General features: G+C 73.8%; 12 protein-coding genes. 10 read left to right on the plus strand and 2 right to left on the minus strand.

Features of this window, described 5'->3' with window-relative positions; genetic code table 11:
* Positions 1-49 precede the first annotated feature (49 nt).
* Positions 50-10,252 carry a calcium-binding protein gene (locus FZC61_RS12220; protein WP_148614470.1) on the minus strand — a complete coding sequence of 3,401 codons (10,203 nt, stop codon included), beginning with the start codon at positions 10,250-10,252 and terminating at the stop codon, positions 50-52.
* A 242-nt stretch (positions 10,253-10,494) separates the two neighbouring features.
* Here FZC61_RS12220 and smc point away from each other — a divergent pair, with 242 nt between their 5' ends.
* The 10 genes from smc (at position 10,495) to FZC61_RS12270 (ending at position 22,865) form a co-directional block, all read left to right on the plus strand.
* Positions 10,495-14,082 (plus strand): chromosome segregation protein SMC, encoded by a 3,588-nt coding sequence (smc, locus tag FZC61_RS12225; RefSeq protein WP_148614471.1) that lies wholly within the window; start codon positions 10,495-10,497, stop codon positions 14,080-14,082.
* Positions 14,082-14,540: an acyl-CoA thioesterase gene (locus FZC61_RS12230; protein WP_148614472.1), complete on the plus strand. Its 459-nt coding sequence runs from the start codon at positions 14,082-14,084 to the stop codon at positions 14,538-14,540. The genes smc and FZC61_RS12230 overlap by 1 nt, the downstream gene beginning before the upstream one ends.
* Positions 14,537-15,382: a methyltransferase domain-containing protein gene (locus FZC61_RS12235; RefSeq protein WP_148614473.1), complete on the plus strand. Its 846-nt coding sequence runs from the start codon at positions 14,537-14,539 to the stop codon at positions 15,380-15,382. Before FZC61_RS12230 ends, FZC61_RS12235 begins: the two co-directional genes overlap by 4 nt.
* Positions 15,383-15,507: 125 nt before the next feature.
* On the plus strand, positions 15,508-15,741 hold the full coding sequence (locus tag FZC61_RS12240) for a hypothetical protein (RefSeq protein ID WP_148614474.1): 234 nt from the start codon (positions 15,508-15,510) through the stop codon (positions 15,739-15,741).
* Positions 15,742-15,750: 9 nt separating this feature from the next.
* The gene (gene ftsY, locus FZC61_RS12245) at positions 15,751-16,890 is read left to right on the plus strand and encodes a signal recognition particle-docking protein FtsY (RefSeq protein WP_148614475.1); all 1,140 of its coding nucleotides are present in this window, start codon (positions 15,751-15,753) and stop codon (positions 16,888-16,890) included.
* Between the two features lie 227 nt (positions 16,891-17,117).
* Positions 17,118-18,494, plus strand: coding sequence for an ammonium transporter (locus tag FZC61_RS12250; protein ID WP_246142661.1), 1,377 nt, complete (start codon positions 17,118-17,120; stop codon positions 18,492-18,494).
* Complete coding sequence (locus tag FZC61_RS12255; protein ID WP_148614476.1) at positions 18,491-18,829, plus strand: P-II family nitrogen regulator; 339 nt, start codon at positions 18,491-18,493, stop codon at positions 18,827-18,829. The genes FZC61_RS12250 and FZC61_RS12255 overlap by 4 nt, the downstream gene beginning before the upstream one ends.
* A gap of 89 nt (positions 18,830-18,918) precedes the next feature.
* Positions 18,919-20,262: an ammonium transporter gene (locus tag FZC61_RS12260; protein ID WP_148614477.1), complete on the plus strand. Its 1,344-nt coding sequence runs from the start codon at positions 18,919-18,921 to the stop codon at positions 20,260-20,262.
* Positions 20,259-20,597, plus strand: coding sequence for a P-II family nitrogen regulator (locus FZC61_RS12265; protein WP_148614478.1), 339 nt, complete (start codon positions 20,259-20,261; stop codon positions 20,595-20,597). Before FZC61_RS12260 ends, FZC61_RS12265 begins: the two co-directional genes overlap by 4 nt.
* 33 nt (positions 20,598-20,630) lie before the next feature.
* The gene (locus tag FZC61_RS12270) at positions 20,631-22,865 is read left to right on the plus strand and encodes a [protein-PII] uridylyltransferase (protein WP_148614479.1); all 2,235 of its coding nucleotides are present in this window, start codon (positions 20,631-20,633) and stop codon (positions 22,863-22,865) included.
* Positions 22,866-22,878: 13 nt separating this feature from the next.
* On the opposite strand, the gene FZC61_RS12275 is transcribed toward FZC61_RS12270, so the two are convergent.
* On the minus strand, positions 22,879-23,157 hold the full coding sequence (locus FZC61_RS12275) for a hypothetical protein (RefSeq protein ID WP_148614480.1): 279 nt from the start codon (positions 23,155-23,157) through the stop codon (positions 22,879-22,881).
* Positions 23,158-23,196: the final 39 nt, after the last annotated feature.

Below are 23,196 nucleotides of genomic sequence, written 5' to 3' on the forward strand. Positions count from 1 at the left end.
GGGGATGGGGATGAGGTGGTCGGGGCGCGGCGCGTGGCCGTGACCCGGGTCAGCCGGTCTCGCAGACGAAGCTCCCCTGGTCGGGGTAGGGGACCAGGCGTTCGGGGGCGGGGATCGCCAGCTCGGCCGAGCCGACGGACCCCGTGGCGGCCGCCAGCTGGCGCAGCGCCGAGACCATCGACGACGTCGGCTCGCGCAGGACCCGGCCGCTGCCGTAGCCGGACCGGCAGACCTTGTAGTAGTTGGTCGTCGAGCGCCAGTCGATCAGCCGGTCGCCCTGGGCCCGCCGGGCGCTGCCCTCGTCGCCCATGTCGGCCTGCATCGCGTCGGCCCCGGAGCCGCCGTACAGGACGTCGCGGCCGTTGACGGTGCGTCGACGCCGGTCGGTGTCCTCGACCGGTGCGGCCAGCTGCCACAACCGCCGGTCGAAGGTGCGGCGCTTGACGTCGAGCAGGTCGTTGCCGGCCCCGCCGAACAAGCGGTCGTGGCCGGTCCCGCCCCAGGCGGCGTCGGCGCCGTCGCCGGCGAGGACGACGTCGTCGCCGCTGCCCGCGTTGACGACGTCGTTGCCCGCGCCCGCGTGCAGGGAGTCGAGGCCGTCCCCGCCCAGCAGGAGGTCCTCGCCGCCGAGGGTCGACTGCGAGAGGGTCACGACCCGCACGAGGGTGCCGTGGGGGCGGACCAGCTCGCGGATGAACCCGGTGCGGTCCGAGACGGTGCGGTCGACGCCTCCCAGGGCGCCGGCCGGCGTCGGGACGTCGATGCCCTGGTCGCCGACGAGGGCGTCGTCGCCGCTGCCGCCGTCGAGCACGTCGCCCGCGACCCGCTGGCCCAGGTAGGACTGCTGGGCGCGGGTGGTGCGGGTCGCGTCGAACTGCCCGTAGAGGTCGTCGTCGCCGGCTCCGCCGGCGAGCCGGTCGCTGCCGGCCCAGACGCCGGGCACCTCGTCGGCCATGGCCACCCGGCGTACGACGTGCACGCCGGAGGACCCGCCCGCGAGCAGGGCGCTGGGGCCGTCGCGGGTGACCCGGCCGTTGTCGCCGAGCAGGACGTCGCCCCCACCGTCGCCGCCGAGCACGTCGTTGCCGTCGACGAGACCGGCCGCGCTGCGGTCGAGCGAGCCGGGGACCGGTGTCAGCAGGCGGTCGGTGACCGTCGTGCCGGCCACGGTGATGATCGCGCCGGTGGTGTGGGACCCGCCGCCCAGCACGTCGTCCTCGCCGTCGCCGCCGCTGAGCGCGTCGTCACCGACGTTGCCCTCGAGGTAGTCGTCGTCGGCGCCACCGTCGGCGGTGTCGTCGCCGGCCTGGCCGAAGACGAGGTCGCGGCCCTCACCGGAGGCGATGGTGTCGCCGCCGCCGATGCCGGCAGGGACGGCGTCGGTGGTGGTGGCGACGTCGAGGAGCAGCACGGTGCGCAGGCGGGTGCCGTCGGCGCGGGTCGTGGGCGTGCCGGGGGCCGACGGGCGGGTGAGGACGCCGTTGTCGCCGAGCACCACGTCGTCGCCGCTGCCGCCCTCCAGGGCGTCGCCGTCGTCGAGCAGGGTCGTGGTGCTGCCGGCGGAGGCCGGGCCCGGGCTGGTCAGGCGGGTCCCGGTGTCGCCGAGCGGGCGGCCGTCGGTGGCCGAGGAGCCGCCGAGCACGTCGTCGTCGCCGGGGCCGGCGGCGATGGTGTCGCCGCCGTCGTTGCCCTCGAGGTGGTCGTCGCCGGACCCGCCGTCGATGACGTCGCGGCCACCCTGGCCGAAGACCAGGTCGGCGTACCCGCCGCCGAGGATCGTGTCGGCGCCGGCCGTGCCGACGTCGGGGCTCGAGTCGAACGTGGCGACGTCGTCGAGGGTCAGGACGTAGGGCGGGGCGTCGTGCGCCTGGGGCGTGACCAGGGCCTCGACCCGGGTCGGCAGGGCGTTGTCGCCGGCGACCAGGTCGGCGCCGTCGAGCCCGTCGGGGCCGCCGTCGCCCCGGATGGTGTCGAGGCCGTCGGGCACGCCCGCGCCGTCGCGGACGACGGTGTAGCGCGACCGCGTGGTCGGGTCGAACGTCGAGCCGCCGACGACCACGTCGTCGCCGTCGTCGCCGTAGGCGAGGTCGGACCCCGGCCCGCCCTCCACGACGTCGTCGTCGGGTCCGCCGCGGACCAGGTCGTCGCCGGTCGAGCCGAGCACGAAGTCGCAGGAGCTGCCGCCGTAAAGCTCGTCGTAGGCGGTCTCGGTGCCGGGGGAGGCCACCGGGACCCCGTCGACGCCGTCGCCGGGCAGCACCGTGAGGTAGCGGGTGGTCGGCGTCGGCCCGCAGACCAGGGCGCTGGAGTCGAAGCGCAGCGGGGAGCCCGCCGTCGCCACCACCGCGGCCGGGACCAGCGGGGACGCTCGCCAGGCGACCGCGGGGTCGGTGACCGCCGTGACGATCGACTCCGAGACCACGACGGCGTTCTCGGCGACCAGCACGTCCTCGGCGCGGCCGCCGAGCAGCACGTCCTGGCCGTCGGTGGCGCCGCCGGTGGGGCTGCCGCCGACGAGGTCGTCGGCGCCCTCGTTGCCGCGCAGGCGGTCGTCGCCCGCGCCGCCGTCGAGGTGGTCGTCGCCGAGGCCGCCGACGACCACGTCGGAGGCGGCGCCGCCGAGCAGGACGTCGGTGCCGTCGTCGCCGAGCAGCAGGTCGTTGCCGTCGCCGCCGTCGGCGAGGTCGGTGCCGTCGCCGGCGCCGAGGTAGTCGGAGCCGGAGCCGCCGCGCAGCTCGTCGTCGCCGTCGCCGGCCAGGACGCAGTCACCGTCGGCGTTGTCGCCGCCGGGGGTGAGCATGGAGGGCAGGTCGACGACGCCCGTGTCGTCGGGGTCGGCGTTGCCGTCGACGTCCACGGTGACGCCGTCGCGGTCGAGGTCGACGCGACCGCCGGTCACCACGACCTCCCCGCGGAGCAGTCCCTGGAAGCCGTCGGTCGAGCCGGGCCGCTGGATCCGGCCGTCGACGACGTCGAGCCCGGCCAGCGTGCCGGTGTCGGCGGTGAGGCCGTCGTTGGCGTCGCCGGCGTAGAGGTCGCCGTCGAGGTCGACGAGGCCCTTGACCACGCGGGTGACCGAGTTGCAGGCCAGCAGGCGCTGCGCGACCGACGGATCGGTCGCGCCCGCGTCGGGCTCGGTGTCGCGGCCCTCGCCGTAGACGCTGTCGACGCCCACGTCGCCGACGAGCAGGTCGGAGCCGCTGCCGCCGGCGACGACGTCGTCGCCCGCGCCGCCGTCGAGGTAGTCCTTGCCCGCGCCGACCGCGTCGGGGCCGAGGGTGCCGTCGAGGAGGCGCCGGCCCCCGCGGACGAGGGTCACGTCGTCGCCGTACAGCACGTCGTCGCCCGGGCCGCCCTCGGCCCGGTCGTCGCCGGTGCCGCCGCGGATGACGTCGCGGTCGGTCGTGCCGTCGGTCGTGCCGTCGGTCGTGCCGTCGGTCGGGGTGGTGACGTCGTCGCCGGTGGCCCCGGCCGCGTCGCCGGACAGGTCGTCGTCGCCCGCGCGCCCGCAGATCTCGTCGGGACCGCTGCCGCCGTCGAGGGTGTCGACGCCGTTGCCGCCGACCACGACGTCCTTCTCGGTGCCGCCGGTCACGAAGTCGCCGGTGGCGGCGCCGCTGTCGGGGGTCCCGGACTCGCAGAGGTCGTCGAGGGCCGCGTCGCCGGGCACCCGGGCGGTGAGGGTGTCGACCGTCGTGGGCTCGGGGTTGGTCCGGCCCTCGGTGAGCACCAGCGCCGTACGCCGGCCCGTGGTGAACAGGGTGTCGATCCCGGGGGCGGTGAGCGTGGACTCGTCGCCGCCGACGACGACGTCGGACCCGTCGCCGCCGTCGACCGAGTCGAGGCCGGGTCCGCCGACGAGCACGTCGCCGCTGTCGAAGCCGAGCCGGACCTGGTCGGCCACGTCGGCGTCGGTGCCGTCGGCCTTGCGGACGAGCACCGCGCGCACGTCGCGGCCGGGCCCGCCGACGAGGCTGTCGTTGCCGTCGCCGCCGTTGCCGCGGTCGGCCCCGGGTCCGCCCTCGAGGCGGTCGTTGCCGGTGCCGCCCGCGAGGTCGTCGCGACCCGCGCCCCCGCCGACGACGTCGTCGTCGGCGCCGCCGGTCGCGGTGTCGTCGCCCAGGCCGGTCTCGATGCTGTCGGTGCCGGGGCCGCCGTCGATGCCGGTGTCGTCACCGTCGCCGGTGCTCAGGGTGTCGTCGCCGACACCGCCGGACAGACGGGTGACCCGGGCCGAGAACGCCGAGGTCGTCAGGGCGATCCCGCCCTGGGCGTCGGTCGAGAACTCCTCGCCGGCCAGGAACGAGATCTTGTCGTCGCCGGTGCCGCCGTCGGCCTGGAAGGTCGGGGGAGCGGCCAGGTCGTCGGTGGTGCCGACGGTGGTGGACAGGACGTCGGTCGCGGACATCGAGAGCCCGGACTGGTAGATCGTCAGGTCGTAGTGGCCGTTCGGCTTGAGCTGGGTCTCGACGTTCTGGACCCGTCCGAAGCCGCTGACCTCGTAGACCGTGCGTCCGGAGCCCTTGTCGAACTCGCGCACCTCGTACTCGTCGGCGATGTCCGCGGCGCCGGCGATCCGTTGGGTGCTCTGGTCGCCTGAGGTGAGCACGAGGGTGCCCCCGTCGCGGAGCACGAGGGTCGGGACGACGTCGGGGCAGCCGTACTTGAACAGCTCGTAGGGGCCGAGCTTGAGCAGCTCGTACTCGTACTCGAGCGAGGTGAGCAGCAGCTCGATCTCGACGTAGACCGAGATCGAGGCCTCGATCTCGGCGCTCGCGTCGAAGACGCACGACGCCTGGCCGGAGAACAGGGTCTTGATCTCGGCGGTGCGCAGCCGTCCGTCGTCGTCGGGGTCGTTGATGTCGAGGTTGACCGTGAGGGTGACGCTGCCCTTGAGGCCGGCGGTGACGATGCCGATGCTGACGCCGGCCCCGGCCTCGAGGGTCGTGACGACCTTGACCTCGGGCACGTCGACGCCGTCGCCGTCGAGGTCGTCGAGGTAGAAGCCCTGCCGGATCACGCTGCCGCCGTCGAAGGCGGCGTACGCCGTGCGGAGGGCATCGACGTCGCCGGGGGCGACCGAGCGGGCGGCCAGGGTCTGGGCGTAGGAGTCGAAGCCGAGCGCGAGGCGGCCCTCGACCGAGATCGACCCGCCGACGAACGGCGTGATCGGGACGGGTCCGGCCATGATCGGGCCGAACGTCTGGTGGTAGGCCACCTGGGCCTTGAGGGTGCCGAGGTCGAGGCGGAAGTAGGACGCCTCGCCCTCACCGGTGAGCACGTCCATCAGCTGGTCGGGGTCGGACAGGAAGGGCAGCGAGAAGCCGGGCAGCTGGCCGGTCACCTCGCGGGTGCGGGTCGCCACGCTGGTCTTGGTCTTGCGCGCGCCGAGGCGGTTCTCCTGGGTCGTCTGACCGGGGGCACCCTGGGCGGGCTTGTCGGCGGCGGCGAGGTCCTCGTCGTCGGGGCAGGGCTGCGGGGCCTTCTTGACGACCGTGGGGGGCGGCGTCGTGCCGCCGGTCGCAGGCCCGGCGGTCGACGTGGTGATCGCCTCGGTGCACTTGCTGTAGAGGGACACGTCGCTGGGGTCCAGGCTCAGGGCCGTCCCGGCGGTCGCGAGGTTCTCGAGCGGGACGTAGCCGTCGCCGGTGCTGCTCTTGAGCGCGGCCACGCCGTGGAGCACGTCGGTCACGCCGCCGACGAGGGTGATCACGCGGTGGGCGAGCTCGAGCTGGGGCTTCTTGGTGGCCTTCGAGAGCGTCTCGAGCAGGCTGAGCAGCGACACCTCGTCGCCTCCGGCGAGCTCGGAGAGGTCGGAGACCACGGGGATCGGGGTGCGTAGCACGTCGACGACGTCGCGGACGGGTGCGAGGTAGGGGTCGATGACCGCGAAGGGCGTGGCCACCGTGTCGATGACGCCGCCCATCGCGAGCTGCACGTCGTTGTAGGTGATCTCGGTGGGCTCGCCCGCGGAGTCCTCGTCGAAGCCGCCGGTCGGGCTCCACGGGATGTCGATGCGGCCCTTGAGGCCGAAGACGCCGTTGGCCATGGCGCCCTTGTCGTCGGTGGTGTCGAACCCGAGCTCGAGGCCTTGGTCGTCGCCGACGAAGCGCGGCGTGGTCGCCAGGCCCCCGTCGTAGAGGTCGAAGAGGCTGTAGGCCGTCGTGTCGGTGGTGGTCGGCGTGATCTCGATCGTGGTGTCGACCGAGCCACCGGTGGCCGTCGGGGTGAGCAGGGCCGGCAGGTAGCCGACGATGGCGTCCATCGTGGCGGGCATGTCGGCCCGGACCTTGAGCGACAGCGTGTCGGAGGGAGCGACGACGACCTGGGGGCCGACGCCGCGCTGCAGCTGCAGGGTGACCGGCAGGGTCCAGCTCGTGGTCGTGGCGACGAGCTTGGTGGAGCGGACCTCGAGCCCGGGCAGACCGGTGTCGAACGGCTTCTGGCCCGTCTTCGACGACCCCTTGAGGATGGTCGTGACCGTGACGGTGTCCCACCCGGTCGCGGTGTTGGTCGCGCAGGGGGTCGTGCTGGGCGGCGTGGTGGGCGCGGGGCACGGGCTGCACGCCTTGTTGGTGCCGCCGCAGGCGACGGTGACGGTGACGGCGCCCGGGGCCTCGAGGCCGGGCGCTCCCGTGATGGCGGCCCTGACTGCGGTCGCGAGCGCCGTCTTCAGTGCGGTGTCGGTCGTGGCGGTGGTGACGGCGGTCGTCGCGAGCTGGGTGCGCAGCCTGCTGGTCAGCCCGGTGAGGATCTCCGGGACGCCGGCGCCGGCGTCGAGGTCGGTGCCGATCAGGGGGGCCGAGACGGGGGCGCCGTCGGGGCCGAGGTTGCGGGGCGCGGAGCCGTCCATGGCCGACCCGAGGGCGGCGGCCAGGCCGTCGAGGCCCTCGGCGAGGTAGGCGACCTTCATGGCGTCGCGCACGGGCGCGACGGCGCCGGCGCCGCCGGAGGAGTCGGTCGCCAGGCCCCGGTAGGCGATCACGCCGCCGGTGCCGACGGCGAGCGCGGCCCGGGCGGCGTCGCCGGAGCGCGCGTTGCTACGACGGGTCTCGAGCCGGCCGCCGGTCGTGCCGCTGGGCACGTAGTCGGTCACGACCCGTACGCCGAGGTCGGCGGAGGAGCCCGTGGCGGCGACGGTGAGCTCGCCGACCCCGGCCTGCAGCGCGCCGGCCAGGGGGGTGCCGCTGCTGGTCAGGGTGGCGGTCGAGTCGGTCCTGGTGTCGTCGTCCACGGCGGGTCGGGCGGTGGTGCGGTCGACGCGGACGGCGAGGGTGGTGGTGGACGCGACACCGACGTCGGGGGTCTTGGTGCTGGTGACCTGCCCGCGGCCGGGCTTGGCGGGGTCGCCGCCCGCCGCGGGCATGCCGAGGTCGTCGAAGCGCAGCGGGGCGGGCAGGGTCGTGCCGTCGGGCGCCGACGCCTGCAGCCTCACCTCGAGGTCGGTGGAGCCGAGGACGAAGGAGAGGCGGGGGAGGTAGCTCCCCGGCTGGCCGCTGACCGTGACCATGCTGCCGACGGCGGCCGCCATCTCCTGGGCGCTCGACACGTGCGCCAGACCGGCGGTCGTGGTGCCGGTGCGCTCGTCGGCGGTGGCGGTGGCGGCCAGGGTGGCGAGGCCCTGCCGCAGGGCCTCGCGCTCCACGGCGAGCTGGGCGGGCTTGAGGTCGACCAGCGGCAGGGTCGAGGTGTACTGGTCGAACGGCAGGCCGTCGGCGACGTTGTCGCCCTCGAGACGGTCGAACTCCGAGAGGCTGGTCGACAGCCCGTCGATGACGGAGTCGCGCAGGGCGAAGGGGTCGCCGAGCACGATCGTCTCGACGACCTGGCCGTCGGTCAGCGGGGTCTGCCCGTTGGGGGCCAGCCCGGAGCAGGTGAGGGTGTCGGCCGTGACGATCTCGACGTTCTGGCAGCCGAGCCCGTCGGCCAGCAGGCGCCGCGCGACCTGCGTGTCCTCGCCGCCCGCGACGGGCACGGCGGCGTTGAGGGCCGAGTAGAGCGTCTGGCCCGGCGCGAGCGAGGTGATCGCGAGCCGGACGGTGTCGGTGGCGCCCTGGGTGACCCGGGCGGTCCCGGTGAGGAACTGGGCCGGGACGGGGTCGAAGACCCGCAGCGGGGCGTACCCGGCGTCGAAGCTCGCCGTCGGCAGCCCGGTGGGGTTCCAGGTGACGCCGGCCGAGCCGGTCGCGCCGCCGGCCTGCCCGGTGGCGTACGTCGAGCCCGAGAGCGGCTCCTCGCGGGCGCGGAAGGCGATCGAGGCGGTCATGGCGGAGGTCAGCGCGAGCTGGTCGGGGTCCAGGCCGCCGTCCTCGTTGAAGAGGTCGGTGATGTCGAGGGGCGAGGTGGCCGAGGCCGTGCCGGACGGCACGCGGTCGAGGGTGACCGCGGGGCCGGTGCCGGCCCGGCCGAGCGTGAGGTCGGTGAGGTCGGCGGTGACCTTGAGGAAGCCGATGCGGGCCGCGAGGCCGGTGACCTGGGTCTGGGTCGTGGCCGACAGCCCGCCGATCCGGATGAGCGAGGCGTCGTGGGGCAGCAGGAAGGTCTGGCGGTCGCTGCCGGCCGCGGGGGTGCCGGTCTGGATGCCGAAGCCGACGTCGAAGGACGCGTCGGTGGCGGTGGCCCTGGCGACGCCCGGGTTGTCGGGGTCCGTCGACCGCAGGCCCGTCAGGCCGACGAGCGCGCCGAGGGTCCCGGGGTTGCCGAGGGCGAGCTCGGCGGTGCTGGACGCGCGCTCGACGTCGACGGCCACGTCGAGGCGGCCGTCGACGAGCTCGGCTGCGGCGGAGGAGCCCGGGATCTCGCCGATGCGGCCGACGACGTCCTGGACCGTGCGCGGCAGGGAGCGAGCCGTGTAGGAGGTCGTGGAGACCTCGCCGGTGCCGGGATCGGTCACCGCGGAGGTGAAGGAGACCTCGAGGTCGGGCTCACCGTCGGAGCCGTCGATGCGGACCAGTCCCGAGGGCGCCTCGCCCAGGGCGGTGTCGGGCTCCTCGACGATCGACCCGGGGCCGTGGAGCACCCAGTCGTCGACCGTGAGCGTGCCGAGGCCGCTGGCGGTGGTGGCCTGGCAGTAGACGGTGTCGCCGGGCGCCGCGACGCCGGTCGGCGGGTTGGCGGGGGACGGCCCGCACACGACCTGGGCGGCCGCGGCCGTCGAGAGCAGGGCCAGCAGGTCGTCGCCGGGGGCGAAGAGGTCGGAGGTGCCGCCGCCGAGGTGGGGGAAGGGGACGTCGGCGGCGTCCTGGAGCGCCAGGACCGTGCCGGTGTACTGGGCCAGCGACGTCACGCCGTCGACCATCGACAGCCCGGTCGCCTGGGCCAGGCGGCCGCCGTAGGTGCGCACGGCGTCGGCAGCCGCCGGCCAGACCTCGGCGCCGGGGTCGCCGGACCGCTCGAGGGTCAGGCTCCCGGAGCGCTCGGCGTCGGTGCCGCCGGTGAGGGAGGCGGGCAGGGCGACGTCGAGGGCGACGTCGAGGTCGTTGTCGGTGGTGGTGACCCGGAACAGGTCGGCCAGGGTCGAGTAGCGCAGGTCCTCGAGGGTCAGCAGGGAGCGGCCGTCGGGGTCGCGCATCGTGATGACCTGGTCGCGGTGCGCGCGGTAGTGACCACCGGTGACCCTGACCCTGGTGAAGCCCTGGCGGGCGTCGAAGCCTCGCAGCGAGTCGGTCTCGAGGTCGACGGAGAGGTCCATGACCGGCTGGCTGACCAGCGCCACCCGCAGCAGGGGGTCGTCCTGGGCCGGGTCGATCGCGACCACGAACGGGGCGTCGTCGCGCGTCGTGAGCGACACCGTGGCGGTGCCCGCTCCGTCGTTGGGCCCAAGGCGCAGGTCGCCGTCGTCGTGCACCAGCGGCACCCCGGTGCTCACGGTGCGGTCGTAGGTGAAGGCGATCGTGGACGGGTCGGAGTCGTCGACGATCGTGACGCCCTCGACGGCGTCGAGCGCCGCGTCGAGGTCGGTGTTCTGCAGGGCCGTCTCGAAGTTGCGGGTCAGGCTCTCGTCGAGCCCGAGCACGTCGGCCAGGGAGGTCGTCGTGAACGGCAGGGGTGTCGCGAGCTCGGGGGTCTGGCCGACCGCCGAGATCGACCCGGTCAGGGCCAGGACCCCGATGCGCAGGGCGGAGGCGTCCCCCGCCGTCGACGGCACCGCGGCGGCCGGTGCGGTCAGTGCCGGGCTGCCGAGCACCACCAGCGCTGCGGCCACCAGGGTTGTGACGGCGCGACGCAGCGGCCTCAGGACATGGCTGTTCACGAGAATTCCCCCCCCGGGTCGCCGGAAATCGGCGACCCGGGGCCGGTCTACGCCCTCTCGGGGCCGTGCGCACCGCTTTCGGACCAATTGAGGCAAAGATGTGGATCACGGGACGGCGGGGGCGCCGCGGGGTCGTGGCACTCCACCGTTCCGACGGCGCGCGCGGGTAGGGTGGGGCCCGCTGAGCTTCCCCCGCGTCAGTGCCACCCGACGTACCCCCTCACCGGTGACGGAGCCCCGCGTTGTACCTCAAGAGCCTGACCCTCAAGGGCTTCAAGTCCTTCGCGTCGGCGACCACGCTCCAGCTCGAGCCGGGCATCACCTGCATCGTGGGGCCCAACGGCTCCGGCAAGTCCAACGTCGTCGACGCCCTGGCCTGGGTGATGGGCGAGGCGAGCGCCAAGAGCCTGCGCGGCGGCAAGATGGACGACGTCATCTTCGCCGGCACCTCCGGCCGCCCGCCGCTGGGCCGGGCCGAGGTCGTGCTCACCATCGACAACTCCGACGGCGCCCTGCCGATCGAGTACGCCGAGGTCACCATCAGCCGCACGATGTTCCGCAGCGGCGGGTCCGAGTACGCGATCAACGGCACGGGCTGCCGGCTGCTCGACGTCCAGGAGCTGCTCAGCGACTCCGGCATCGGCCGCGAGATGCACGTCATCGTCGGCCAGGGCCAGCTCGACACGATCCTGCACGCCACGCCGGAGGACCGGCGCGGCTTCATCGAGGAGGCCGCCGGCGTCCTGAAGCACCGCAAGCGCAAGGAGAAGGCGCTCCGCAAGCTCGACGCGACCGACGGCAACCTGACACGGCTCGGCGACCTGCTCCACGAGCTGCGCCGCCAGCTCAAGCCGCTGGGGCGCCAGGCCGAGGTCGCGCGGCGGGCCGCCGGCGTCCAGGCCGACTTCCGTGACGCGCGCGCCCGCCTGGCCGCCGACGACCTCGTCACCGCCCGGCAGGCCCTCGAGCAGGAGATGGCCGACGAGTCGATCCTGCTCGAGCGCCGCCAGCAGGTCGAGGCGCAGCTGGCGACCGCCCGGCAGCAGGAGGCCGAGCTCGAGGCGGCCCTGCGCGAGGACCTCCCGGCGCTGAGCCGGGCCCAGGAGACGCAGTACGCGTTGACCGGCCTGCGCGAGCGCTTCCGCGGCACCCAGGGCCTGGCCGCCGAGCGCATCCGCAACGCCGCCGGGGTCGCCGAGTCCAGTGCCGACCGCGGCAAGGACCCCGACGCCATCGAGGCCGACGCCGAGCGGATCCGCGTGCAGGAGCAGCAGATCGCCGCCGAGGTCGAGGCCGGGCGGGTCGCGATGGAGGAGGCCGTCAAGGCCCGCCGCGCCGCCGAGGACGCCGCGGCCGAGGAGGACCGGCGCATCGCCGCCCTCCAGCGCGCTGCCGCCGACCGCCGCGAAGGCCTGGCCCGGCTGCACGGCCAGGTCAACGCACTGCGCTCGCGCGCCACCGCCGCCGAGGACGAGCTCGGACGCCTCGCCCTGGCCCGCGAGGAGGCCATCGCCCGCGCCGAGCGCGCCCAGCACGACTTCACCGCCCTCGAGACCCGCGTGGCCGGTCTCGACGCCGGCGAGGAGGGGCTCGACGCCGAGCACGAGGCGGCGGTGTCGCTGCTCGACGACGTCGAGGAGCGGCTGGCCAAGACCCGCGCCGAGGCCCTGCAGGCCGACCGGGACCGCTCGACCCTCGCGGCCCGCAAGGACGCCCTCGAGATGGGGCTGGCCCGCAAGGACGGGGCCGGTGCCCTGCTGGCCGCCGAGCAGGAGGTCGGCGGGCTGATGGGCTCGGTCGCCGCGCTGCTCGGCGTGCGCTCGGGCTACGAGGCCGCGGTCGCGGCCGCCCTGGGTGCTGCCGCCGACGCCGTGGCGGTCACCGACCCCGCCGCGGCCGTCGCCGCGCTCACCCACCTCAAGAGCGGCGACCTGGGCCGCGCGGGCCTGCTGCTCGCGGCCCCGGCCGGCACCCCCGAGCCCGACCGGTCCGACTGGCCCGCGCTGCCGGGCCACGCGACGTACGCGCTCGACCTGCTCGAGTGCCCCGACCGGCTGCGCCCCGCCCTCGCGCGGCTCCTCGAGCGGGCCGCGGTCGTCGACGACCTCGACGCCGCGCAGGCGCTGGTCACCGACCTGCCCACCGTCGTCGCGGTCACCCGCGACGGCGACCTGCTCGGCGTCCACCTGGCCGCCGGCGGGTCCCACGCCCAGCAGAGCCTGATCGAGATCCAGGGCGCCGTCGACGAGGCCGCCGAGGCGCTGCTCGAGGCCACCGCGGCCGGCGAGCGTCTCGGCTTCGACCTCAGCCGGCTCGAGGCCGAGCGGCTCGAGGCGCACAAGCGCGTCGACGTGGCGCTGGCCAAGCTGCACGAGTCCGACGCCACGCTCGCCGCCGTCGCCGAGGAGCTCGGCCAGTACGGCTCCCAGGCCCGCGCCGCCAAGGGCGAGGCCGAGCGGCTGGCCGCCGCCATCGCCAAGGCCGAGGCCGCGCGCGACCAGGCCGTCGCGGGACTCGCCGAGCTCGAGCAGCGGCTCGAGGCGGCCGAGCGGTCCGGCGCCGACGGGCTCGATGCCGGCGCCGAGCCCGACACCACCGAGCGCGCGCGCCTGGTCGAGGCCGCCAAGGCCGCCCGCCAGGGCGAGATGGACGCCCGGCTCGCGCTGCGCACCGCCGAGGAGCGCGCCCGCGCGATTCACGGCCGGGTCGACGGCCTGCTGCGCCAGGCCCGCCAGGAGCGCGAGGCCCGTGCCAAGGCCGCCGAGCGCCGTGAGCGGCTCATGCGCGAGGGGGCGGTCGCCGAGGCGGTCGCCGTCGCAGCGTCCTACACGCTCGCGCGCCTCGAGGTCGCGATCCACGAGGCGACCCAGGCCCGTCAGCAGGTCGAGCAGGCCCGCAGCGGACGCGAGCGTGCGCTGCTCGACGTCCGCGCCACCCTGCGCGACCTCACGAAGCAGCACGACGAGCTCGTCAACTCGGTCCACCGCGACGAGATGGCCCGCACCCAGCAGAAGATGCGCATCGAGCAGCTCGAGGAGCGGGTGCTCGACGAGCTCGGGCTCGACCCCGACGGCCTGGTCGCCGAGTTCGGCCCCGACCAGCCGGTGCCGCCCCCGGCCTCCCTGGAGCTGCCCGAGGGGGCGGCGGCACCCGAGCCCACGCCGTACGTCCGCGAGGAGCAGCAGAAACGGCTGCGCACCGCCGAGCGCCAGCTGCGCGAGCTCGGCAAGGTCAACCCGCTGGCGCTCGAGGAGTTCTCCGCGATGGAGGAGCGCCACAAGTTCCTCACCGAGCAGCTCGAGGACCTCAAGTCGACCCGCAAGGACCTGCTCGACATCGTCAAAGAGGTCGACAACCGCGTCGAGCAGGTCTTCACCGAGGCCTACGCCGACGTCGAGAAGGCCTTCGACGCGACCTTCGCGCGGCTCTTCCCCGGCGGCGAGGGCCGGCTCGTGCTCACCGACCCCGACAACATGCTGACCACGGGCATCGAGGTCGAGGCCCGCCCGCCCGGCAAGAAGGTCAAGCGGCTCTCGCTGCTGTCCGGTGGCGAGCGGTCCCTGGTCGCGGTGGCCTTCCTCGTCGCGCTGTTCAAGGCCCGGCCGTCGCCGTTCTACATCCTCGACGAGGTCGAGGCCGCGCTCGACGACACCAACCTCGGACGGCTGCTGCAGATCTACGAGGAGCTGCGCGAGAGCTCGCAGCTGCTCGTCATCACCCACCAGAAGCGCACGATGGAGGTCGGTGACGCCCTCTACGGCGTCACGATGCGCGGCGACGGCGTCTCGACCGTCATCAGCCAGCGCCTGCGCGAGACCGAGAGCCCCTGATGCCTGCTGCACGACCCACCCGGGCCGACTACGTCGCCTGGCGCACCGCCACCACGCGCTGGAGCGACGACGACGTCTACGGCCACATGAACAACGCCCGCTACTTCGACCTCATCGACACTGCGGTCAACGTCCACCTCGCCGAGGCCACCGGCACCGACATCCGCCTGCTGCCCGCCGTGGGGCTCGTCGCCGAGGTCTCGTGCCGCTACTTCGCCGAGATGGGCTACCCCGGCGACGTCGAGATGGGGCTGGTGGTCGACAAGGTCGGCACCTCCTCGGTCGTCTACCGCATCGGTCTCTTCCAGGGCGACGGCGACGAGGCCCGCGCCGAGGGGCGCTTCGTGCACGTCTACGTCGACAACAGCGGCGGCGACGGCGGTCCGCGGGGCGTCACGCCCGTGCCCGACGTCGTACGCGCCGCGGTGCTGCCGCTGCTGCGGGAGCCCGCCCCGTGACCCGCCCCGTGAGCGCGCCCGCCATCGCGGCGACCCGCGGGCGCTACTGCCCGTGCTGCGACCGCCACCTGCGCGAGGGCTTCCTGCCCGGCCCCGACGGTCGGCCCGACGCCTCCTGCCCCAGGTGCAGGTCGCTGGAGCGCCACCGGTTCTTCGCGATCCTGCTGGGCGCGCTGCGTCCGCAGATCGGCCGCGTCGGCACCCTCCTCGACATCGCGCCGGCGCCCCAGGCGCGGGCGCGGCTGCTCGAGCTCGAGCCCGACCACTACGTGCGCTTCGACCTGCGACCCGGTCGCGGCGTCGACCTGCGTGGCGACATCACCGCGATGCCGCTGCGCGACCGGTGCGTCGACCTGCTCGTCTGCTACCACGTGCTCGAGCACATCGTCGACGACCGGGCCGCGATCGCCGAGATCGGTCGCGTGCTGGCCGCCGACGGCCTCGGCATCCTCCAGGTGCCGTGGCGCCCCGGCACCGTCACCGACGAGGACCCCGACGCCCCGGAGGAGGAGCGCATCCGCCGCTTCGGCCTGGCCGACCACGTGCGCTACTACGGCGACGACGTCGAGGACCGCCTCGTCGCCGGTGGGCTCGACGTCACCCGGGTGACCCCCGCCGACTATGTCGGCGCCGAGGCCAACGCCTGGATGGGCCTGGGGGAGGACCAGTCGGTGTGGCTGGTGCGTCCCGCGTCGTCGCCGGGGGGCGCGAGCCGCTGGACGATCCCGACCACCAGCCCGCTGACCACCACCCTCGACTCGCTGGTCGCCGAGCTGGCCAAGGTGCGCGCCGAGCGCCAGGACGCCCGCCGCGCACTGCGCCAGGCCTCGGCTCCCCGCTGACCCGTCGCGTCTACGCGACGGGTCGGCGTCGATGTGGGGCTCGTGGTGCGCGTGTGCCACGGTGGGATGTCAAACCGCTGAACCGCTGAACCGCTGAACCCCGACTCGGAGGAGTGCCCGCTCTCGTGGCCCCAGTCCTGATCTTCATGCTCGTCGTGGTCGGCGTCGCCGTCCTGGCCCTGGTCTACGCCGCGTTCCCGCACCGCGGCGAGCCCGTTCCCGGAGCACCGTGGATCGGCGACCTCCTGGAGCGGGCGGCCGACGCCGTACCGACGATCGAGGACGGTGACCTCGACCCGGCACGGGTCGGCGACGACGACCGGCCCTCCCGGCGCTCGCCGCACGACCCGGCTGGTTAAGTAGCACCCATGGAGTGGCTCTACCTTGTCATCGGCATCGCGGTCCTGCTCGTCGCCGCGGTGGTCGGCCTCGTCACGACCCGCGGTCGTCGTACGCCGCCGTCGGTGCCGCCGGGCGGTGGCACCGACGTCCTCGAGGCGCCCCCGGTCCAGGCACCGCTGGTCGAGACGCCGCTGGTCGAGCCGCCGCTGGTCGAGCCGCCGGTCGAGGCCCCGGTCCGCGAGAAGCCCGAGAGCACGAAGTCGCGGCTGGTCCGGCTGCGCGAGCGCCTCGCGGGCTCGCAGGGCGGATTCGGGCGCGGGCTGCTCGCGCTGCTGAGCCGTGACCGCCTCGACGAGGACACCTGGGAGTCGATCGAGGACCTCCTGCTCACCGCCGACATCGGCGTCGCGCCCACCCAGCAGGTCGTCGACAACCTGCGCACCCGGCTCCGGGTCGACGGCTCCGAGGCCGGCGACCCCCGCGCGGTGCTGCGCGACGAGCTGATCACCCTGGTCGACCCGACGATGGACCGCCGCCTGAAGGTCAGCGGCGTCGACGGCAAGCCCGGCGTCGTCCTCGTGGTCGGCGTCAACGGTGCCGGCAAGACCACGACCGTCGGCAAGATCGCCCGGATCCTGGTCGCCGAGGACCGCAGCGTCACCCTCGGGGCGGCCGACACGTTCCGTGCCGCCGCCGTCGACCAGCTCGCCACGTGGGGAGAGCGCGTCGGCGTCGAGGTGATCCGCGGGGCGGAGGGCACCGACCCGGCCAGCGTCGCCTTCGAGGCCGTCAAGCACGGTGTCGACGCCGGTGTCGACACCGTCATCGTCGACACCGCCGGCCGGCTGCAGAACAAGCAGGGCCTGATGGACGAGCTCGGCAAGGTCAAGCGCGTCATCGAGAAGCAGGCCGAGGTCACCGAGGTGCTGCTGGTCCTCGACGCGACCACCGGCCAGAACGGCCTCATCCAGGCCCGCGTCTTCCGCGAGGTCGTCGACGTCACCGGCATCGTGCTCACCAAGCTCGACGGCTCGGCCAAGGGCGGCATCGTGGTCGCCGTCCAGCGTGAGCTGGGGGTACCGGTCAAGCTCGTGGGTCTCGGTGAGGGGCCCGACGACCTGGCGCCGTTCGACGCGGCCGCGTTCGTCGACGCGCTGCTGGGCTGAGGCCGCGGCGCCGGATCTCGGGCGGTCGCGCCGGAAGATCTTCGACGCCGGGCTGGTGTGAAACGTCCACGAAACACGTGGGCCGAACTCGTTTCCTGAGCGAAACACAGTGAGGTCTGCCTCGAAACCTCCTCCGACCAGGGTTTCCTCCACTGGGACAGGGGTCGACGCGCGACATCGTGGTCGCGTCCGGCGGCTCCTTCTGTGGATCGCACTTTGGAGGTTCTGTGAACTTCGCCTACGACGGCTACTACGCGTGGATGCTGGTGGCCTCCTCGATGGTGTTGCTGATGACGGCACCCGGACTGGCGCTCTTCTACGGTGGCATGAGTCGCGCCAAGTCCGTGCTCAACATGATGATGATGTCGTTCGTCTCCCTCGGGCTCGTCGGCGTCGTCTACGTCCTGTGGGGCTGGTCGATGTCCTACAGCGACAACTTCAGCGGTGACGGCAACCTCATCGCCGACCCGTTCTCGCAGTTCGGGCTCACCGACACCGACCCCGCCAACTACGTCTTCGTCGCCTTCCAGATGACCTTCGCAGTCATCACGGCGGCGCTGATCAGCGGTGCCATCGCCGACCGCGTCAAGTTCTCCGCCTGGGTCGTCTTCGTGCCGATCTGGGTGACGCTCTCCTACTTCCCGCTCGCCCACATGGTGTTCGGCGGCGGCTTCCTCTCCGGCGCTGCCGGCGGCCTCGCCTCCAAGATCTTCGAGGGCGCCGAGGGTGCGGCCGAGATCGCCCCGATCGACTACGCGGGCGGCACGGTCGTGCACATCAACGCCGGTGTCGCGGGCCTGGTGCTCGCGCTCGTGATCGGCAAGCGTCTCGGCTTCGGCAAGGAGCCCATGAAGCCGCACAACCTGACGCTGACCATGATCGGCGCGGGGCTGCTGTGGTTCGGCTGGTTCGGCTTCAACGTCGGCTCGATCGTCTTCAGCTCCGACGCGCTGGCCGACCCCGAGGCCTACATGACGCAGTTCACCACCGAGACCGGGCTGGTGTGGGTCAACACGACCGCAGCCACCTGCGCCGCCATGCTCGGCTGGTTGCTGCTCGAGAAGATCCGTGACGGCAAGGCCACCTCGCTCGGTGCCGCCTCCGGCATCGTGGCCGGCCTGGTCGCCATCACGCCCGCCTGTGGCGCGCTGTCCCCGATCGGCTCGCTCATCCTGGGCGCCGTGGCCGGCGTCGCCTGCGCCATGGCTGTCGGCCTCAAGCACCGCTTCGGCTTCGACGACTCCCTCGACGTGGTGGGTGTCCACCTCGTCGGCGGCATCATCGGCACCATCGGCATCGGCTTCCTCGCCACCGGCACGGGCCTCTTCTACGGCGAAGGCGCCAAGCAGCTCGTCATCCAGGTGACCATCGCCGTCTTCGCGATCGTCTGGTCGGCCGTCGTCACCCTGGTCATCGCCTACGCCATCAAGTTCACCATCGGCTGGCGCCTCAGCGACGAGGACGAGATCGACGGGATCGACTTCGTCGAGCACGGCGAGTCGGCCTACGACTTCTCCAGCGGCGGTGGTGCTCGGCGGACCTCGGTCCTCGAGACCAGGACCGCGTCCCCGCTCACCAAGTCCGAGGAAGGAGCCACGGCATGAAGCTCGTGACCGCAGTCATCAAGCCGCACAAGTGGGAGGACGTCCGCGAGGCCCTCGAGACCTTCGGCGTCACCGGCATGACCGTCAGTGAGGTCAGCGGCTACGGCCGCCAGAAGGGCCACACCGAGGTCTACCGCGGCGCCGAGTACGACATCGCGCTGGTGCCCAAGATCCGCATCGAGATCGTGGTCGACGACAACGACACCGAGGACGTCGTCGGGATCATCGTCAAGACCGCGCAGACCGGTCGCATCGGTGACGGCAAGGTCTGGGTCAGCCCGGTCGAGACCGTCATCCGGGTCCGGACCGGCGACAAGGACGAAGCTGCGTTGTAGGAGCAGCAGCTGTCGTGGACGCCCCGGTCGTCGTGAGACGGCCGGGGCGTTTACACGCGCGAAACATTCGGCCCGGAGGCTGGTGACCCATGGTTTCCCTACCGGTCGCGACCGCCGCGCTCGTCATCGACTCGGGCGACACCGCCTGGCTCCTGACCTCCTCCGCCCTCGTGCTGCTGATGGCGCCGGGCCTCGCGCTGTTCTACGGCGGCATGGTGCGCTCCAAGAGCGTGCTCAACATGATGATGATGACCTTCGGCTCGCTGGCCGTGATCGCGGTGCTGTGGACCGTCGTCGGCTACTCGCTCGCCTTCGGCGACGACGTCGGGCTCGGCCTCGTCGGTGACCCGATGCAGTACGCCGGGCTCGGCCAGCTGCTCGATCCCGGCAGTGACGGATCCTCGACCTACCCCCTCATCCTGTTTGCCATGTTCCAGGGGCTCTTCTGCGTGATCACCGGAGCGCTGGTCTCGGGCGCGATCGCCGACCGGGCCCGCTTCGGCGCCTGGATGGTGTTCGTGTCGGCCTGGACGCTGCTGGTCTACGCCCCCGTCGCGCACTGGGTCTTCGACGTCTCCTCCGGAGACCACGTCGGGGGCTGGCTCGTCAACCGGCTTGGCCTGGTCGACTTCGCCGGTGGCACGGCGGTCGAGATCAACTCAGGTGCCTCGGCGCTCGCGCTCGCCCTCGTGCTCGGGCGCCGCGTCGGCTTCGGCAAGGAGCCGATGCGTCCGCACAACCTCACGTTGGTGATGCTCGGTGCGGGCCTGTTGTGGTTCGGCTGGTTCGGTTTCAACGCCGGCTCCGCGCTGGCCGCGGACCACCGTGCGGCTGTGGTGTTCGCCGCCACGCTGCTCGCCGGGGCCGCCGGCACCCTGGGCTGGCTGGTCGTGGAACGGTTCCGTGACGGCCACGCCACCTCGCTCGGCGCGGCGTCCGGCCTCGTGGCAGGACTGGTCGCGATCACGCCGTCGTGCGGCTCGGTGTCACCGGTCGGCGCGATCGTCATGGGCGCCGCGGCCGGCGTCGCGTGCGCCTACGCCGTGGGCCTGAAGTACCGGCTCGGCTACGACGACTCCCTCGACGTCGTCGGCGTCCACCTCGTCGGCGGTCTCGTCGGCACGTTCGGTGTCGGTCTGCTCGCCACCGCCGCCGCGCCCACCGGCGTGGACGGCCTGTTCCACGGTGGTGGCCTGGGCCAGCTGGGCAGACAGCTGGTCGGTGGCGGCGCGGTGCTCGTCTATGCCTTCGTCGTGTCCGGCATGATCGGGTGGGTGGTCGACAAGATGATGGGCTTCCGCATCGACGAGGAGCACGAGGTCAGCGGTATCGACCTGGTCGTGCACGCCGAGACTGCCTACGACCTGCACGCGACCGCCGGTGCCCGATCAGCGGGGCCCTTGCTCACCCCACCCAGGAGAGAAGACTCATGAAGCTCGTGACCGCCGTGATCAAGCCCCACAAGTGGGAGGACGTGCGCCAGGCCCTTGAGGCCGTCGGCGTGACCGGCATGACCGTCAGTGAGGTCAGTGGCTACGGCCGCCAGAAGGGTCACACCGAGGTCTACCGCGGTGCCGAGTACGACATCGCGCTGGTGCCCAAGATCCGCCTCGAGGTCGCGGTCGACGACGCCGACGCGGCGACCATCGTCGAGACCATCGAGAAGAGCGCCCACACCGGTCGCATCGGTGACGGCAAGATCTGGGTCTCCCCGCTCGAGACCGTCCTGCGCGTGCGCACCGGCGACCGCGACGCCGAAGCGCTCTGACACCCCCACCTCCCGACAGGAGCAACGCCCGGAGTGACCGCCGCCGAGCGCGCCCAGCGCACCACTGACGCCGACGCTCTCTGCTCCTCGGCGTTCGACACGTGCGGCGGCCCCGACGTCGGCGTCGCCCTGGTGGCGGTCGGCGGCTACGGGCGCGCCGAGCTGGCGCCGTACTCCGACCTCGACGTCGTGCTCGTCCACGACGAGGACGTCGAGCTCGGAGCTCTCGCAGAGCAGCTGTGGTACCCGCTGTGGGACTCCGGTGCCCGCCTCGACCACTCGGTGCGCTCGCTGCCCGAGATGCTGGCCGCGGCCGACGCCGACCACCGGGTCGCCTCGGGGCTGCTCGACGTACGGCACGTGGCCGGCGACCCCAACCTGACCCTGCGCCTGCGCACGACGATGCTGGCCCACTGGCGCCGCGGGGCGCGCGAGCGCCTGCCCGAGATCCACGCCGCCTCGCAGTCGCGTCACCGGCTGATGGGCGAGCTCGCCCACCTGTCGGTGCCCGACCTCAAGGAGGCCGAGGGCGGGCTGCGCGACGCCACGACGCTGCGCGGCCTGGTCGCGACCTGGTTGGTCGACGTCCCCCACACCGAGCTCGAGCACAGCCGCCAGGTGCTGCTCGACGTCCGTGACCTGGTCCACGGCATCGCGGGTCGGGCGACCGACCGCGTGTCGCCCGAGATGTGGCCCGACCTCGCCGCCGCCCTCGGGCTCGCCGACGTGCCCGGCCCCGAGGGGCGCGCGGCGCAGGTGCTGGTGCGGGAGGCCGGACGCCGCATCACCCACCTGACCCGGCTCGCCTGGCGACGGGTCGACGGCGTGCTGTCGGCGCCGGCCTCGCCCACGCAGGCCCGGCGGCCGGTGCTCGAGCCGCTGGCCCCCGGCGTCGCGCTGTCGAAGGGCGAGGTCGTGCTCGACCGGGCCGCCGATCCCGCACGCGACCCGTTGCTGCTGCTGCGCGCCGCCACGGCGGCCGCCGAGAACGGCGTGGCCCTGGCGCCCCCCACCGCAGCCCGCCTGGCGCGCGAGTGCGCCCCGCTGCCCGACCCGTGGCCGGAGGAGGCGCGGCGCCTGCTGGTGCGGCTGCTGGCCTCGGGCCGCGGGCTGCTCGAGGTGTGGGAGACCCTCGAGGAGACCGGGGCCCTCGGCACCCTGCTGCCCGAGTGGGAGCGGGTCCGGATGCTGCCCCACGCCTCGGTGATCCACCGCTTCACCGTCGACCGGCACGTGGTCGAGACCTGCATCGAGGCCTCGGCGCTGATCCGCTCCGTGGCCCGCCCCGACGTCCTCGTCGTGGCCGCGCTGCTCCACGACATCGGCAAGGGGGGGCTGACCGAGCACAGCGTCGCCGGCGAGCCGATCGCCCGGGCGGTCGCCACCCGGATGGGCTTCGACGCCGAGGAAGTCGACCTGGTCGCGCTCCTGGTGCGCTGGCACCTGCTGCTCGCCGAGACCGCCACCACCCGCGACCCCGACGACCCGGCCACCGTCGAGCTGGTCACCTCACGGGTGCCGAGCACCGAGGCCCTGTCGCTGCTGAGCGCCCTGACCGAGGCCGACGCCAGGGCCACCTCGCCCAAGGCCTGGACCTCGTGGCGCGCCGGGCTCGTGGTCGACCTGGCCCGCCGCGCGCACGCCGCCCTCGACTCCGGGGTCGCCCTGCCGCCGATCGTCACCGACGACGTGCCGGTGCCGGCCGCCCTGCGGTCCGACTCCGTCGCGATCGAGGTCGAACGGCTCGAGGACGGCAGCCGGGTCACCACCATCGCCCACGACCGGGTCGGGCTGCTCGCGGACTTCGCCGCCATGTTCGCGCTGCAGCGGGTGCCCGTGCGGGCCGCGCGGGTCTGGGCCCAGGGCGACCACGGCGTGTCGGTGTGGGAGGTCGCCTCCGACGAGGTCGACGCTGCCATCCTGCGCACCAAGTACGACGCCATCGTCGGCGGCCGGCTCGACCCCGGCACCCGGTTCGCCGCGGCCGCGCCGGCCGACGGGCTGGCCCCGAGCGTCGTCGTACGCCCCGAGGCCAGTGAGCAGGCCACCGTGCTCGAGGTCCGCGCCGCCGACCGACCCGGCGTCGTCTACCTCGTGTGCGCCGCGCTCGCCGGCCTCGACGTCGCCGTGCGCTCCGCCCACGTCGACACCCTCGGCCCGCAGGCCGTCGACGTGTTCTACCTGCAGGAGCCCTCGGCCGGCGCGCTCTCCGAGACGCGGGCCGCCCAGGCCGCGCACGCCGTACGCGCGGCGCTCACGGCGTCCTGACGCGGCGGCGCGCTCAGGCCGGCGGCGGGGTCTTGCGGATGTGGATCTTGCCGGTGCGCAGGTCGACGCGCACGGGCCGGTCGTCGTCGTCGGGGGCCGCGAACATCTCGCCCTCGGTCTCCTTGGAGTCGAGGTCCTCCTTCATGCGGCCCTGACCGGGGTCGAAGACGTCGAAGCCGCCCAGGGCGTTGCCGCCGCTGGAGGGACCCGGGTTGCGCAGGCTGTGGTTGCCGAACCAGATGGCGAGGCCTCCCAGCACGACGACACCGACGACGGTGAAGAGGACGACCACTCCCTGACGGTATCCCGTGCGCGGTTAGGCTGGGTCCGA

This window comes from Nocardioides rubriscoriae (genome assembly GCF_008087085.1).
GTDB lineage: Bacteria > Actinomycetota > Actinomycetes > Propionibacteriales > Nocardioidaceae > Nocardioides > Nocardioides rubriscoriae.